We start from the raw sequence: 16,200 nt of genomic DNA, 5'->3' as shown, positions 1-16,200 counted from the left end.
TGAAATTGACTGGTGCACTTGTCCTTCTGCTGATCCTGGTGGCGTTTGCCATCGTGGTGGTGGTCAAATCGGTGGCGCTCATCCCGCAGGCCGAGGCAGCGGTCATCGAGCGGCTGGGCCGCTACAGCAAGACCGTCTCGGGCCAGCTGACGCTGCTGCTGCCGTTCATCGACAAGATCCGGGCCCGGGTGGATCTGCGTGAGCGGGTGGTGTCGTTCCCGCCGCAGCCCGTCATCACCGAGGACAACCTGACGGTCAACATCGACACCGTCGTCTACTTCCAGGTGACCAGCCCGCAGGCCGCGGTGTACCAGATCAGCAACTACATCGTCGGCGTCGAGCAGCTGACCACGACGACGCTGCGCAACGTCGTCGGCGGCATGACGCTGGAGCAGACGCTGACCTCACGTGACCAGATCAACGCCCAGCTGCGCGGCGTGCTCGACGAGGCCACCGGCCGGTGGGGCCTGCGCGTCGCGCGTGTCGAGCTGCGCAGCATCGATCCGCCGCCGTCGATCCAGGACTCGATGGAGAAGCAGATGCGCGCCGACCGCGAGAAGCGCGCCATGATCCTGACCGCCGAGGGCGCCCGGGAGGCGTCCATCAAGCAGGCGGAAGGGCAGAAGCAGTCGCAGATTCTGGCGGCCGAGGGCGCCAAGCAGGCGGCGATCCTGGCCGCCGAGGCAGACCGGCAGTCGCGCATCCTGCGCGCGCAGGGTGAGCGGGCCGCCCAGTACCTGAACGCCCAGGGCCAGGCCAAGGCCATCGAGAAGACGTTCGCGGCCATCAAGGCCGGCCGGCCGACGCCCGAGCTGCTGGCCTACCAGTACCTGCAGACGCTGCCGCAGATGGCCAAGGGCGAGGCCAACAAGGTATGGGTCGTGCCCAGCGACTTCGGTTCCGCTCTACAGGGTTTCACCAAGCTGCTCGGGGCACCGGGGGAGGACGGGGTGTTCCGCTACACGCCGTCGCCGGTCGACGAGGCCCCCGCCAAGGATGACGACGACGAGGTCGCCGACTGGTTCAACACCCAGACCGATCCGGCCATCGCGCAGGCCGTGGCGAAGGCCGAGGCCGAGGCCCGCACGCCGGTGCAGCAGCCCGGCTACGGCGCACCGTCGTTGCCCGTGCCGCCGGCACCCCCGACGCAGCCGCTCGAGGCGCGTCCGTTCCCGGAGATCGACCCGCCCGCCGGACAACACTCGAGGTGACCATGAGCTGGTTGACGTCCCGCAGCACCTACACCGCGTTGGGGCTCCTGATGGCCGGTGACGCGGCGGCGTGTGCCGTCCCCGTTGCCCCCATCGAGAAGGCGCTGAACGGCGTGAACTTCCCGCTGGAGTACCGGTGGATCCTCGTCGGCTCCAAAGCCGCGGCCGCCGTGGGTCTGCTTGCCGGACAACGCAATTCGGCCCTGGCCCGGCTGACCACCGCCATGCTGGCGCTGTACTTCACGCTGGCCGTCGGCGCGCACGTCAGGGCCCACGACAAGCCGGTGAACGCCGCGCCGGCGGTGCTGTTCCTGGCGCTGTTCACCGCGATGACGGCGAAGGGGCTGCCCGAGCGGGAGTCCTAGTCAGCTGTGCGCGTCGACCGGGTGCTGCGCGGCGTGGGCCCGGCGGTGCAGCCGGATCTCGTAGATCAGCCCGCAGATGCCGATGGTCGCGGTGCAGGCCGACACGACCAGCAGCGACGGGCGGATCTGACCGGTGAGGGCGTCGCCGAGGATGACGACGGCCGCGGTGCCGGGCAGCAGTCCGAAGAACGTCGCGAACGCGTACGGCACCACCCGGACCGATGACGCCCCGGCGGCGTAGTTGAGCACGGAGAACGGCACCGCCGGGATCATGCGCATCGACAGGATCGCCGCCCAGCCACGTTCCTTGAGCCGGGCGTCGAGGCTGTCGATGTGCTTGTGCGACAGCTTGCTCAACTGCCAGCCCAGCACCCGGACGAGCCAGAGCGCGATCAATGCGCTCAGTGTGCTGGCGATGACGGCCAGTGTGACGCCGAGGGCGGAACCGAACAGGAGTCCTGCGGCGAGGGTGAACGCGGTACGCGGGAACGGCAGCACCGTGACCAGCGTGTGCGCGACCAGGAACGCCAACGGGAACCAGGGGCCGGCCGCGGCGGCCCAGTCGCGCATCTGCACCGCGCTGGGCAACGGCACCCAGATGGCGATTGCGACAAGAATCACAATTGCTGCCCCGATGCCGACGGCCCGGCGCAGCGGCATCTGAGCCGCAGTGGCTTGCACTGCAGACAGGACCGTGCGCAGCGCGCTGACAACGGAGTTCACGTGTTCCAAGGGTACGGGGCCACCGCCCATCGCCGACGTCCGGCGGGTGTCCGACCGATGGGCCGCGGCACTGGCCACCACCGGCACCGACGAGGCGGCCAGCCGGTGCGCCGTAGAGCTACTGGGTAGTAGCGACCTGCGTGATTTAGCCTGAAAGTCAGGTGTGATAGGCATTTCTGCATGCAGTGCCATATGTCCGATGGCCGAAAGATTGGGAGTCGCCGGTGACTGTCGACGTGTCCACTGTTCGGGACCGCTACGCGCGGTGGCAGACGAACGTCGCCGGTGTGCTCGCCAAGAGCACGCGCAAGGCTGTCGAGGATCTGCCGGCCGACCCCGAGCGGTTGCTCGATTCGCCCACGTACGACGGCTTCCCGGTCCGTCCCCTGTACACCAGCCTGGACGGCCTGGCCGAGCCCGCGCTGCCCGGACACTGGCCGTTCACCCGCGGCGGTGACGCCCACCGCGACGTGCTCGCCGGCTGGAAGGTGGCCGAGTCCTTCCCGATCGCGAGCGATGCTGACGTCGCCACGGTCAACGGTGCCATCCTGCTCGCCCTGACCGACGGCACGAGCGCGCTCGAGGTCCGGGTCGGTTCGGGCGGCGTGCCCGTCGACCAGCTCGACCGCGTATTCGAGGGCGTCTTTCTGGATCTGGTTCCGGTGCTCCTGGATGCCGGTGCCGATCTGGCGGGTGCCGCCGATCAGCTGCTGACGCTGGTCAAACCCTTCGACGCCGACCAGCGTGCCCGGCTGTCGATCGACTTGGGCGCCGACCCGCTGACCGCGCCGCTGTCCGGCCGTGCCGCCGCGGCCGAGGCCGACGTCGTCGCCACCGCCGCGAAACTGACCGACTACGACGGGGGAGTGCGGGCCGTCACGGTCGACGCCGCCGCGCTGCACAACCTCGGCGCGAGTGCCTCGCTGGAGCTGGCGGGTGCCATCGCCGCCGGTGTCGCCTACCTGCGTCTGCTCACAGAGAGCGGACTGTCGGCCGCCGCCGCGCTGCGGCAGCTCAGCTTCCGCTTCGCCGCCGACGACGACCAGTTCGCCACCATCGCCAAACTCCGTGCGGCGCGCCAGCTTTGGGCCCGCGTGGCCGAGGTCGTCGGTGACCCCGCCGCCGGCGGAGCCGGCAATACAAAAGAAGCCGGTGCGGCAGTAATTCACGCCGTCACCTCGAAGGCCATGATGTCGCAGCGCGACCCGTGGGTGAACATGTTGCGCACCACCCTCGCGGCGTTCGCCGCCGGCGTGGGCGGCGCCGACACCGTTCTGGTCGAGACGTTCGACGCCGCCATCGACGGCGGATTACCCGGTACCGCAGTCACTTTCAGCCGCCGCATGGCACGCAACACGCAGCTGCTGCTGCTCGAGGAGTCGCACCTGGGCCGCGTCGTCGACCCGTCGGGCGGCTCGTGGTTCGTCGAGGACCTCACTGATCAGCTGGCGCAGCAGGCCTGGGCGAAGTTCCAGGAGCTGGAGTCGCTGGGCGGTTTCGTCGCCGCCCGTGATCACCTGAGTGCTCAGATCGCCGAGGTCGCGGCCCGTCGTGCCGACGACATCGCGCACCGCCGTACGGCGCTCACCGGTGTGAACGAGTTCCCGAACCTCGCGGAAACCCCGCTCGCGCAGACGGATTCGTTCCCCGGCGTGGTGCGCTACGCCGCGGCTTTCGAGGCGCTGCGCAACCGCTCCGACGCGTACCTGGCCAAGACCGGCAAGCGCCCGCAGGCCGTGCTGCTGCCCGTCGGCCCGCTCGCCGAGCACAACATCCGCACCACGTTCGCCGCGAACCTGCTGGCTTCCGGTGGCATCGAGGCCGTCAACCCCGGCACCGTCGACGCAGCGGGTGTCGCGGCCGCTGCCGCGGGCCAGGTGGCCGCGGTGGTCTGTGGCACCGACGCCCGGTACGCCGAGGAGGCCAGCGATGTCGTCAAGGCCGCCCGCGCGGCCGGCGTCGCGCACGTCTACCTCGCCGGGCCGGAGAAGGCCGTTGAAAACACAGTGGATGCGTCCGCTCGACCGGACGAATACCTGACCATGAAAATCGATGCCGTCGAAGCGCTTTCGACCCTGCTCACCCGATTGGGGGCATGACAATGACCGCTTCTGACGTGACCACAATCGGTAGTTTCGCCGACGTCCCGCTACACGGAGAGAGCCCGGTAGCGCCGTCCTCCAGCGCCGTTGACACCCACGTCGCCGACGCGGCGCAGGCGCACGGCTACACCGCGGAGCAGCTCACCTGGTCGACGCCCGAGGGCATCGACGTCAAGCCGGTGTACATCGCCGAAGACCGTGACGCCGTCGCCGCGGCCGGCTACCCGCTGGACAGTTTCCCGGGCACCCCGCCGTTCATCCGCGGGCCGTACCCGACCATGTACGTGAACCAGCCGTGGACCATCCGTCAGTACGCTGGGTTCTCCACCGCCGCCGAGTCCAACGCGTTCTACCGCCGCAACCTGGCCGCCGGCCAGAAGGGCCTGTCGGTCGCGTTCGACCTCGCCACCCACCGCGGCTACGACTCGGACCACCCGCGCGTCCAGGGCGATGTCGGAATGGCCGGTGTGGCAATCGATTCCATCCTCGACATGCGTCAGCTGTTCGACGGTATCGACCTGGGCAGCGTCAGCGTCTCGATGACGATGAACGGCGCCGTGCTGCCGATCCTCGCGCTCTACGTCGTGGCCGCCGAGGAACAGGGCGTGCCGCCGGAGAAACTGGCCGGGACCATCCAGAACGACATCCTCAAAGAGTTCATGGTCCGGAACACCTACATCTATCCGCCGAAGTCGTCGATGCGGATCATCTCGGACATCTTCGGCTACACCAGCACCAAGATGCCGAAGTTCAACTCGATCTCCATCTCGGGCTACCACATCCAAGAGGCCGGGGCCACAGCGGATTTGGAGCTGGCGTACACGCTGGCCGACGGCGTCGAGTACATCAAGGCCGGCCTCGACGCGGGCCTGGACATCGACAAGTTCGCGCCGCGCCTGTCGTTCTTCTGGGGCATCGGCATGAACTTCTTCATGGAGGTGGCCAAGCTGCGCGCCGGCCGTCTGCTGTGGAGCGAGCTGGTCGCCGAGTTCAGTCCCAAGAGCGAGAAGTCGCTGTCGCTGCGTACCCACTCGCAGACCTCGGGCTGGTCGCTGACGGCGCAGGACCCGTTCAACAACGTCGCGCGCACGTGTATCGAGGCCATGGCCGCCACGCAGGGCCACACGCAGTCGCTGCACACCAACGCCCTCGACGAGGCGCTGGCGCTGCCCACCGACTTCTCGGCCCGCATCGCCCGCAACACCCAGCTGTTGCTGCAGCAGGAGTCGGGCACCACGCGGCCCATCGACCCCTGGGGCGGCTCGTACTACGTCGAGTGGCTGACCCACCAGCTCGCCGAGAAGGCCCGCGCGCACATCAAGGAGGTCGCCGAGCACGGCGGCATGGCGCAGGCCATCGGCGAAGGCATCCCGAAGCTGCGCATCGAAGAGGCCGCCGCACGTACCCAGGCCCGCATCGACTCCGGTGCCCAGACGGTGATCGGCGTCAACAAGTACCAGGTGGACGAGGACCAGGAGATCGAGGTCCTCAAGGTCGAGAACAGCCGGGTGCGGGCCGAGCAGCTCGCCAAGCTCGAGCAGCTGCGCGCCGACCGCGACGAGGCCGCCACCCAGGCGGCACTGGCCGAATTGACCCGCGCCGCAGGCGAATCCGGGCACGCCGGGGAAGACGGACTGGGCAACAACCTGATGGCGCTGGCCATCAACGCGGCCCGCGCCAAGGCCACCGTCGGCGAGATCTCCGACGCGCTGGAGAAGGTGTACGGCCGGCACCAGGCCGAGATCCGCACCATCGCCGGCGTCTACCGCGACGAGGTGGGGAAGACCGGAAACGTGAGCACCGCAACCGAATTGGTCGAGAAGTTCGCCGAGGCCGACGGCCGTCGCCCCCGCATCCTGGTGGCCAAGATGGGCCAGGACGGCCACGACCGCGGCCAGAAGGTCATCGCCACCGCGTTCGCCGACATCGGCTTCGACGTGGACGTCGGCTCGCTGTTCTCCACGCCCGACGAGGTGGCGCGGCAGGCGGCGGACAACGACGTGCACGTGGTCGGGGTGTCGTCGCTGGCGGCGGGTCACCTCACGCTGGTGCCCGCGCTGCGCGACGCACTGGCCGAGGTGGGGCGTCCGGACATCATGGTCGTGGTCGGCGGCGTGATCCCGCCGGGCGACTTCGACGAGCTGTACGAGGCGGGCGCCGCGGCGATCTTCCCGCCCGGGACGGTGATCGCCGACGCCGCGATCGGCCTGTTGGGCAAGCTCGCCGAGCGGCTGGGCTACAAGCTCTGAGGTGGCGGGCATGACGACCCCGGTTCCTGAACTCGCAGCCAGGATCCGGGCCGGCGATCGAGCGGCGCTGTCACGTGCCATCACGCTGGTCGAGTCCACCCGGGCCGACCATCGTGATGCCGCGCAGCAGTTGCTGCTAGAGCTGACCCCAGAAGCCGGCAGCGCGCTGCACGTCGGCATCACCGGCGTCCCCGGCGTCGGCAAGTCGACGACGATCGAAGCGCTCGGCATGCACCTCATCGGGCGGGGCCACCGCGTCGCGGTGCTGGCCGTCGACCCGTCGTCGACCCGTACCGGTGGTTCGATCCTCGGCGACAAGACCCGGATGGCGCAGCTGGCCGTGCAGCCGGAGGCCTACATCCGGCCGTCACCGACGTCGGGCACGCTCGGCGGGGTCGCCAAGGCCACCCGCGAGACCATCGTGCTGCTGGAGGCGGCCGGCTACGACGTGGTCCTGGTCGAGACCGTCGGCGTCGGCCAGTCGGAGGTGACGGTGGCCAACATGGTCGACACCTTCGTCTTCCTGACGCTGGCCCGCACCGGTGACCAGTTGCAGGGCATCAAGAAGGGCGTGCTGGAGCTCGCCGACGTCATCGTCGTCAACAAGGCCGACGGCGAGCACGCCATCGAAGCCAAGGCCGCGGCGCGGGAACTGTCCGGGGCGATCCGGTTGATCTATCCGCGCGACACCCTGTGGCGGCCCCCGGTGCTGACCATGAGCGCGCTGACCGGCGACGGTCTGGCCGCGATGTGGGACACCGTGCTCAAACATCGTGAAACCCTCAGCGCGGCAGGCGAATTCGAGGCCCGGCGGCGCGCCCAGCAGGTCGACTGGACCTGGACGATGGTGCGGGACACGGTCCTGGACCGGGTGCTGTCGAATCCCGCCGTCAAGGCCAATCGCGACGAGGTGGAACGTCAGGTGCGCGAGGGTGAGCTGACGCCGGCGTTGGCCGCGCAGCGCATCATCGACCTCGCGAACTGACCGGGCCGAGATTGCCGGCAGGTTGGCCGGCGCAATAGGCGAACCGGCCCGGCGGGTATTCCGGCGAGGCGCTGGCGAAACCAATTTCGGGATGGTGCCGCGGCGTGCCCGGACTGCGGAAGAAAATGCGGTCGCGCGTTCCTGGCTATCTGACTGTTTCCTCGGGCATGCACGCTGACCTCTGAACTCGCCGGCATGACGATGCCTTCGCAAGCGGTTACGCCGGCGTAAGTGCGATCTTGAAGTGGAAATGCCGGTGGCGCCGAGCCTGTGTATCCAGACTTTTTAGCTAACAGATTGATAACGTCGGAGATGATCGGCGGCAGGCGCACGTCATCATTTGGTAATGACCAACGCTATTCGCCGGGAGCGCAATGTCGCGCCTCTCCGGTCCGCCGGCGGGCCTCTTCCGCAGGGCGTCCACGGTGCCGCTGACCCGAGTTTCGCAACGGTGGTGCGGGCCTTTTCCGCCATGTTCCCCAGTCGCTATCTGGGCGGCGGCGCCCTCTCGGTGTACCTCGACGGCGTTCCCGTCGTCGACGTGTGGACGGGGTGGGCCGACCGGTGGGGCACCCGGCCGTGGGACGCCGACACCGGCGCCATGGTGTTCTCGGCGACCAAGGGGTTGGCCTCGACCGTCATCCACCGCCTGGCCGACCGGGGCCTGATCGCCTACGACGCGCCCGTGGCCGAGTACTGGCCGGCCTTCGGGGCCAACGGTAAGGCCGGCGTGACCGTGCGGGAGCTGATGCGGCACCGCGCCGGGCTGTCGCAGCTGAACGGCGCCACGCGCGACGAGCTGATGGACCACCGCCTCATGGAACGGCGGCTGGCGGCGGCTCCGATGAGCTGGATGAAGGGCCGCCCGGCGTACCACGCCATCACCTACGGCTGGCTGTTGTCGGGCCTGGCCCGCGCGGTGACGGGTCAGAGCATGCGGGAACTGTTCCGCACCGAGCTGGCGGAGCCGCTCGGCACCGACGGCCTGCATCTCGGCCGCCCGGCCGCGCATGCGCCCACGCAGCCCGCGCAGATCATCGGCCCGCAGTTCCGCATTCGCAATCCGCTGTTCGACGCGGTGGCGCCGCACGTGGCGAAGTTGCCGTTCTCCGGCGGCTTCGGCTCGATGTACTTCACCGGCATGCGGTCGATGGCGCAGGGCGACACGCCGCTGCTGGATTCCGAGATGCCGGGCGCCAACGGCGTGGCCACGGCTCGATCGCTGGGGCGCGTGTACGGCGCGATGGCCAACGGCGGCCAGATCGACGGCCTGCGCTTCCTGTCCGCGGGCACGGTGGCACAGCTGCGGGGGACCGGCAGCGTCTTTCCTGATCTGGGCCTCGGCCTGCCCATGGATTTCAACCTCGGATACCACGGTGTGCCGTTCCCCGGTGTCATGCCCGGGTTCGGTCACGTCGGTCTCGGCGGGTCGCTGGGATGGGCGGATCCTGACCGGGGCCTGGCTTTCGGCTTCGTGCACAACCGCCTGCTGACGCCGCTGATGCTGGCCGATCAGGCCGGTTTCGTGGCGCTCGCGGCAATGGTGCGACACGGCGCGGCGCAGGCGCGCAGCAACGGCTTCTGCCGGGTCACGGAGTTCGGTGCGTCATACGCCGATCCGGCTCCGGTTGCGGGCTGACGGAGTTTGCGCGCGCGAGATATGTGGCCGCATCGGAAGCGATGCGGACCGCCCTCAACACCGGACTTTCGAATACACGCAGATGTCCGGCATGTTGATTTTTTGCCCGTATCGAGCGGAGTTCGTCACAGTAGATATTTCGTACCATGCGTATTGACCATTGCCGACAATACGATTTTATGGCCGCAGCCTGTAGTTCTACGATTTTCGCTGCGTTGCTCGAATTTCAATAACGATATCCACGCAAACATTTGTCGTGTCGCAGCCCTCGCGTGGGTGCGGTGCTGGGGTGAACGATGTTCGCTACGGACCGCTATGCTTCCGCCCCGTGGCTGGTTCGAAATGGCTCCGAACCAAACCCCTGCGCAACGGCGCGCCGGGCGGGTTGGGCCTTCCGCAGCGAGTGTGCTGCGGATATCCGCTGCTGACGGTCGCCTGGTAGCGATTCGACCGAAACGGGTAGCCCCGAATCGGCGGATCAGTTAATTTGACCCGGTAGGATTTCGAGCCAGTTTGTTTAACGCGGCAAAGACGATTTCGCAGAGATTTTGAGCGCGGTCTGCAAAGCCACCCGACACGGTGTGTCGGAATCCGGCCGGACTGCACGGAGAGGCGGTAGCTAAGTGGGTGGGTCACCGACGACACCCGTCGCGATCATCGGCATGGCATGCCGGCTTCCTGGCGGCATCAGCTCGCCGGACGAGCTGTGGGAAGCCCTGCTGCGCGGTGACGACCTGGTTACCAAAGTTCCGTTGGAACGGTGGGACGCCGAGGAGTACTACGACCCGGAGCCCGGCGTGCCCGGCCGGTCGGTCTCCAAGTGGGGCGGTTTCCTGGATGACGTTGCCGGTTTCGACGCCGACTTCTTCAACATCAGCGACCGCGAAGCCACCGCGATCGACCCACAGCACCGCCTGATCCTCGAAACCTCTTGGGAGGCCGTGGAACACGCGGGCATCGATCCCGCCACCCTGGCCGGCTCGCTCACCGGTGTCTTCGTGGGCATGACCCACGGCGACTACCAGCTGCTGGCCGCCGACGCCCACGCCATCGAGGGCCCGTACGGCTTCACCGGTAACAACTTCAGCCTGGCCTCGGGTCGTGTGTCGTACCACCTCGGTGCCCACGGCCCGTCGTACACGGTCGACTCGGCCTGTTCGTCCAGCCTCCTCGCCATCCACAACGCCTGCCGCAGCCTGCACGACGGTGAGAGCGACGCCGCCCTCGCCGGCGGTGTCTCGATCATGCTGGAGCCGCGCAAGATGTCCTCGGGTTCGGCCCAGGGCATGCTGTCGCCGACCGGCCACTGCCACGCCTTCGATGTCGCCGCCGACGGCTTCGTCTCCGCCGAGGCGTCGGTCATGTTCATGCTGAAGCGCCTGGACGACGCGCAGCGTGACGGCGACCGCGTCCTCGCGGTCATCCGCGGCACGGCGAGCAACCAGGACGGCCACACCGTCAACATCGCGACCCCGGGCGCGGACGCCCAGGTCGCCGTCTACCGGCGCGCACTGGACCTCGCCGCCATCGACCCCGCCACCGTCGGCTACATCGAGGCGCACGGCACCGGAACGCCCGTCGGCGATCCGATCGAATACTCAAGTCTGGCAACGGTTTACGGCAAGCAAGGGCCCGTCGTGCTGGGCTCGGTCAAGACCAACGTCGGACATGCGCAGTCGGCGTCGGGTGCGGTCGGCCTGATGAAGACCGTCCTGGCCCTGCAGCACGGCGAGGTTCCGAAGAACCTCTACTTCAACGAGATGCCCGCCGAGATGGCGGCCATCAGCACCGGGTTGTTCGTGCCGACGGACCTCGTACCGTGGCCCGCGACCGCCGACCACCCGCGCCGTGCCGCCGTGTCCGCCTACGGCCTGTCCGGCACCAACGTGCACGCCGTCGTCGAGCAGGCCCCGGCCGAGTCGTCGCCGCGCGTCGTGGAAGCGGATAGACAGGGCAGCCTCAGCGCCGATGGCAAACTGCTGTTCCCGGTGTCGTCCACCTCGGCCGAGGAACTGCGCCGCACCGCCGGCAAACTGGCCGACTGGGCCGCGACCCAGGGCGAGGCCCTCGACCTGGCCGACACCGCCTACACGCTGGCGCGCCGCCGCGCCCACCGACCGGTGCGCGCCGCCGTCCTCGCCGAGGACGCCGCCGGCCTGATCCACGCGCTGCGTGAGGTCGCCGACAGCGAGACCCCGTACCAGGCCGCGGCCGGTAAGGGAGACCGCGGCCCGGTGTGGGTGTTCTCGGGTCAGGGTTCGCAGTGGGCGGCCATGGGCGCCGGCCTGCTGGCCGCCGAGCCCGCATTCGCGGCCGCCATCGCCGAGATCGAACCGCTCATCGAGGCGGAGTCGGGCTTCTCGATCACCGAGGCCATCACCGCCGGTGAGACCGTGACCGGCATCGACCGCATCCAGCCCGCCGTGTTCGCGATCCAGGTGGCGCTGGCCGCCACCCTGCGGTCCTACGGTGTGCAGCCCGGCGCGGTCATCGGCCACTCGATGGGTGAGTCCGCCGCCGCCGTCGTCTCCGGCGCGCTGTCGCTCGAAGATGGCGTGAAGGTGATCTGCCGCCGGTCGAACCTGATGCTCAAGGTGTCCGGCTCGGGCGCCATGGCGTCGGTGGAGCTGCCCGCCCAGCAGGTGCTCTCCGAGCTCGGCGCGCGCGGCGTCAGCGACGTCGTGCTCGCGGTGGTCGCCTCGCCGCAGTCGACCGTCGTCGGTGGTGACAAGGACGCCATCCGCGCGCTGGTCAAGGAATGGGACGAGCGGGGCGTCATGGCCCGCGAGGTCGCCGTCGACGTCGCGTCGCACACCCCGCAGGTCGACCCGATCCTGGACGAGCTCGCCGACGCCCTCGAGGACCTCGAGCCCGACGAGCCGGCGGTGCCGTACTACTCGGCCACGCAGTACGACCCGCGTGATCCCGCGGACTACGACGCCGACTACTGGGTGGACAACCTGCGCCACACCGTGCGCTTCGGTGCTGCCGTGCAGGCCGCGCTCGACGACGGCTTCCGGGTGTTCATCGAGCTGGCCCCGCACCCGCTGCTGGTGCACGCGGTCAACCAGAACGCCGCGCACCAGGACATCGGCATCGCCGCGCTGGCCGCGATGCGTCGCGAACAGGACGTGCCGAACGGTCTGCGCGACGTCGTCGCCGATCTGCACACCGCCGGCGCGGCCATCGACTTCTCGGTGATCTACCCGGACGGCGTGCTGGTCGACGTGCCGCTGCCGACGTGGACCCGTAACCACCTGATCCTGACGCGTGATCCGCACGAGCAGGCCCCCGGCGGGGCATCGCTCGCGGTGCACCCGCTGCTCGGCGCGCACGTACGGCTCCCGGAGGAGCCCGAGCGGCACGTCTGGCAGTCCGATGTGGGTACCGGCGTCCAGCCCTGGCTGGGTGACCACCAGGTGCACAACGTCGCGGCGCTGCCGGGTGCGGCGTACTGCGAGATGGCGCTCGGCGCGGCCCGCGAGGTGCTGGGCGAGGCCTCCGAGGTCCGCAACGTGACGTTCGAGGCCATGCTGCTGCTCGAGGAGGAGACCGCCGTGTCGGCGGTGGCCACCGCGGTGCCGTCGGGCGACATCGACTTCCTCGTCGAGACCTATCAGGACGGCGAGCAGGTGCGCCGTGCGGCCGCGACGCTGCATGCCATCGAGGACGACGCCTCCCGGCCGAGCTACAACCTGGCCAAGCTGGTCGCCGCCCACACCGAGGACGTCGACGGTGGCGACCTGCGTACCTGGTTCGGCGAGCGCGGCATCCAGTACGGCCCGGCGTTCTCGGGCCTGACGGCGGCCCACACGACCGCGGGCACCACGGTGCTCGCCGCGGTTGCGCTGCCGGGTGCCATCCGGTCGCAGCAGAGTGCCTACACCGTGCACCCGGCGCTGCTCGACGCCTGCTTCCAGGCGGTGGCTGCGCATCCCGAGCTGCACGGCGACACCACCGGCGCGCTGATGCTGCCGCTGGGCGTCGGCAAGCTGCGGGCCTACGAGTCGACCCGCAACGCGCACTACTGCTACGTCAAGCTCGTCAGCCTCTCGCCGACCGCGGTCGAAGCCGACATCGATGTGCTCGACGAGCACGGCGCGGTGCTGCTCGCGGTGAGCGGCCTGCGGCTCGGCACCGGCGTGTCCGAGGAGGGCCAGCGTGAGCGGCTGCTCAACGAGCGGCTGCTGAACATCGAGTGGCGCAGCCAGGACGCGCCCGTCGCCAACGTGGTCGATCCGGGTCGCTGGCTGCTGATCTCGGCCGCCGCCGACGCGGACAGCCTGACCGAGAAGCTGTCCGAGGTGCTGCAGTCCGACGAGGCCGACGTGTCCACCATGGCGTGGCCGGCCGACGCCGACCATGCGTCGAACCTCGAGTCGCTGCAGGCGACGCTGACGGCCAAGCCGTTCAAGGGCGTCGTCATCGTCACGGGTGCATCGGAAGGCACCGCGGGCTCGGCGTCCCTTGCCACCGCACAGCGCGGCGTGACGCAGGTCGAGCAGCTCGTCCACATCGTGCGGGGCCTGCCCGACGTCCCGGGCCAGCCGGCGCGGCTGTACGTGCTCACCCGGGGTGCCCGCACCGTGCTGTCTGCCGATGTGGCCAACCTGGAGCAGGGCGGCATCCGCGGCCTCATCCGGGCGATCGGCATGGAGTACCCGGCGATGCGGCCGACGCAGATCGACCTGGACGTGCAGGCCGACGTGGCGCACGTCGCCGCCGAACTGCTGTCCGGCTCCGAAGAGGACGAGACGGCCTGGCGGTCGGGCGAGTGGTTCACCGCGCGCCTGAACCTCAGCCAGCTGCAGCCCGAGGAGCGTCGCACCACCGTCGTGCGGCCGGAAACCGACGGTGTGCAGCTGCAGATCCGGACCCCCGGAGACCTGTCGTCGGCCGAGCTGGCCGCGTACGAGCGCGTCGCTCCGGGACCGGGCCAGATCGAGGTCTCGGTCGCGGCGTCGAACCTCAACTTCGCCGACGTGCTGGTCGCCTACGGCCGGTACCCGAGCTTCGAGGGCCGGCTGCCGCAGCCGGGCGCGGACTTCGCCGGTGTGGTCACCGCGGTCGGCCCGGGCGTCACCGATCATCAGATCGGCGACCGGGTCGCGGGCATCTCGCTGACCGGTGCCTGGAAGACGTTCGTCACCTGCGACGCCAACCTGGCCGTGAAGATTCCGGACGACCTGCCCGAGGGCAGCGCGGCGGCGGTGCCCAGTGCGCACGCCACCGCCTGGTACGGCCTGCACAACCTGGCCCGTATCCAGGCCGGCGACAAGGTGCTGATCCACTCCGCCACCGGTGGTGTTGGCCAGGCCGCCATCGCCATCGCGCGGGCCGCGGGCGCCGACATCTACGCCACCGCCGGTAGTGACGACCGTCGAAACCTGTTGCGCAGCTGGGGAATCCAGCATGTCTATGACTCGCGCAGCACCGCCTTCGCCGAGGAGATTCGCCGCGACACCGACGGCTACGGCGTCGACGTCGTGCTGAACTCGCTGCCCGGTGCGGCGCAGAAGGCCGGTGTCGAGCTGCTGACCTTCGGCGGCCGGTTCGTCGAGATCGGTAAGCGCGACATCTACGGCGACACCCGGATGGGCCTGTTCCCGTTCCGCCGGAACCTGTCGTTCTACGCGCTCGACCTGGCGCTGCTGACGCTGACCAACCCCGACGTCACGCGCGGCATGCTCGAGACGATCTTCGGACAGATCGCCGACGGCGTGCTGCCGGTGCCGGACACCACGCATTACCCGCTGGCCGAGGCCGCCACCGCCATCCGCGTGATGGGCGCGGCCGGCCATACCGGCAAGCTCGTCCTCGACATCCCGCACACCGGGGAGTTCGAGGCGGTCCTGTCGCCGGAGAACGCTCCCGTGTACCGGGCCGACGGCTCCTACATCGTCACCGGTGGTCTGAGCGGCCTGGGCCTGTTCCTGGCGGAGAAGCTGGCCGCCGGTGGTTGCGGACGCATCGTGCTCAACGCGCGTTCGGAGCCGAGTGCCGCGACCGCGAAGGCCATCGAGGCCGTCCGGAGCAAGGGTGCCGAGGTCGAGGTGGTGCTGGGTGACATCGCTGCCGCCGACACCGCCGCGCGCCTGGTCGCCGCGGCCGAGTCGACCGGCAAGCCGCTGCGCGGCGTGCTGCACGGCGCCGCCGTGGTCGAGGACGCGACGTTGCCGAACATCACCGACGAGCTGATCGAACGCGACTGGGCTCCCAAGGTGTACGGCGCATGGCACCTGCACGAGGCGACGGCCGGGTCCGAGCTGGACTGGTTCAGCTCGTTCTCGTCGGCCGCCGCCATGGTGGGCTCACCTGGACAGGGTGCGTACGCCGCGGCAAACAGCTGGCTGGACGCGTTCACCCAGTGGCGCCGTTCGCAGGGTTTGCCGGCGACGGTCATCGCCTGGGGTGCGTGGGCCAAGATCGGCGCCGGGCAGGGCATGGCGGCCGACGAGGCCATGGCGATCGATCCGGAGGACGGCGCGTACGCGTTCGACGCGATCATCCGCCACGACCGCGCCTACGCCGGCTACGCGCCGGTGGCCGGCGCCGACTGGCTGGTGGCTTTCGCGCAGACCAGCAAGTTTGCGGAGTCGTTTGCCAACATCGGGCGGGGCGGTGCGGGCACCAGCGAATTCCTCGCGGAGTTCCACGCACTGTCGGAGGAGGAGCGGCCGGCTCGTCTGAGGCGCCTGATCACCGACGCTATGTCTATGATACTTAGGCGATCTGTCGACCCCGACCGTCCGTTGGCCGAGTACGGCCTCGATTCGCTCGGGGCGCTGGAACTGCGGACCCGTATCGAAGCTGAGACGGGTGTCCGGATCGGTTCGTCGGACATCACGAATGTCCGAGCACTGGCAGAACGCCTGGGGGAGGCGATTTCGACGGCGATTTCGACATGACGGGTCAGAGTAGGGCGT

General features: G+C 69.4%; 8 protein-coding genes. 7 read left to right on the top strand and 1 reads right to left on the bottom strand.

The window, feature by feature from the left end; translation table 11 throughout:
• Positions 1-5 precede the first annotated feature (5 nt).
• Positions 6-1,211, top strand: a complete 1,206-nt coding sequence (locus H289_RS0109480) for an SPFH domain-containing protein (RefSeq protein WP_036420325.1) — start codon at positions 6-8, stop codon at positions 1,209-1,211.
• A 2-nt stretch (positions 1,212-1,213) separates the two neighbouring features.
• Complete coding sequence (locus tag H289_RS0109475) at positions 1,214-1,576, top strand: DoxX family protein (protein WP_029105016.1); 363 nt, start codon at positions 1,214-1,216, stop codon at positions 1,574-1,576.
• Here the strand turns inward: H289_RS0109475 and H289_RS0109470 are convergent, their stop codons facing one another.
• A complete protein-coding gene (locus tag H289_RS0109470) occupies positions 1,577-2,299 on the bottom strand; it encodes a TVP38/TMEM64 family protein (RefSeq protein WP_029105015.1) in 723 nt (240 codons plus the stop codon).
• A gap of 224 nt (positions 2,300-2,523) precedes the next feature.
• Between H289_RS0109470 and mutA the strand changes: the two genes are divergently transcribed.
• From mutA to pks2, 5 genes are all read left to right on the top strand, one after another.
• Complete coding sequence (gene mutA, locus H289_RS0109465; RefSeq protein WP_020100538.1) at positions 2,524-4,398, top strand: methylmalonyl-CoA mutase small subunit; 1,875 nt, start codon at positions 2,524-2,526, stop codon at positions 4,396-4,398.
• 2 nt (positions 4,399-4,400) lie between these two features.
• Entirely contained in the window at positions 4,401-6,650 is a 2,250-nt protein-coding gene (scpA, locus tag H289_RS0109460; RefSeq protein WP_020100537.1) for a methylmalonyl-CoA mutase, read from the top strand.
• Between the two features lie 10 nt (positions 6,651-6,660).
• Positions 6,661-7,635, top strand: a complete 975-nt coding sequence (gene meaB, locus H289_RS0109455; protein WP_029105013.1) for a methylmalonyl Co-A mutase-associated GTPase MeaB — start codon at positions 6,661-6,663, stop codon at positions 7,633-7,635.
• Positions 7,636-7,981: 346 nt separating this feature from the next.
• Entirely contained in the window at positions 7,982-9,274 is a 1,293-nt protein-coding gene (gene lipL, locus H289_RS0109450; protein ID WP_029105012.1) for an esterase/beta-lactamase LipL, read from the top strand.
• A 662-nt stretch (positions 9,275-9,936) separates the two neighbouring features.
• Entirely contained in the window at positions 9,937-16,182 is a 6,246-nt protein-coding gene (pks2, locus tag H289_RS0109445) for a sulfolipid-1 biosynthesis phthioceranic/hydroxyphthioceranic acid synthase (protein ID WP_051128448.1), read from the top strand.
• Positions 16,183-16,200 lie beyond the last annotated feature (18 nt).

Origin of the sequence: Mycobacterium sp. 360MFTsu5.1 (assembly GCF_000383495.1) — a bacterium.
GTDB classification, from domain to species: Bacteria; Actinomycetota; Actinomycetes; order Mycobacteriales; family Mycobacteriaceae; genus Mycobacterium; species Mycobacterium mucogenicum_B.
This window is presented reverse-complemented; position numbering and strand designations above follow the sequence as displayed.

Bases quoted from the DNA above. Each gene is read 5' to 3' on its own strand.
- H289_RS0109475 (WP_029105016.1), top strand. From the start codon at position 1,214: ATGAGCTGGTTGACGTCCCGCAGCACCTACACCGCGTTGGGGCTCCTG.
- scpA (WP_020100537.1), top strand. From the start codon at position 4,401: ATGACCGCTTCTGACGTGACCACAATCGGTAGTTTCGCCGACGTCCCG.
- meaB (WP_029105013.1), top strand. From the start codon at position 6,661: ATGACGACCCCGGTTCCTGAACTCGCAGCCAGGATCCGGGCCGGCGAT.
- lipL (WP_029105012.1), top strand. From the start codon at position 7,982: ATGACCAACGCTATTCGCCGGGAGCGCAATGTCGCGCCTCTCCGGTCC.
- pks2 (WP_051128448.1), top strand. From the start codon at position 9,937: ATGGCATGCCGGCTTCCTGGCGGCATCAGCTCGCCGGACGAGCTGTGG.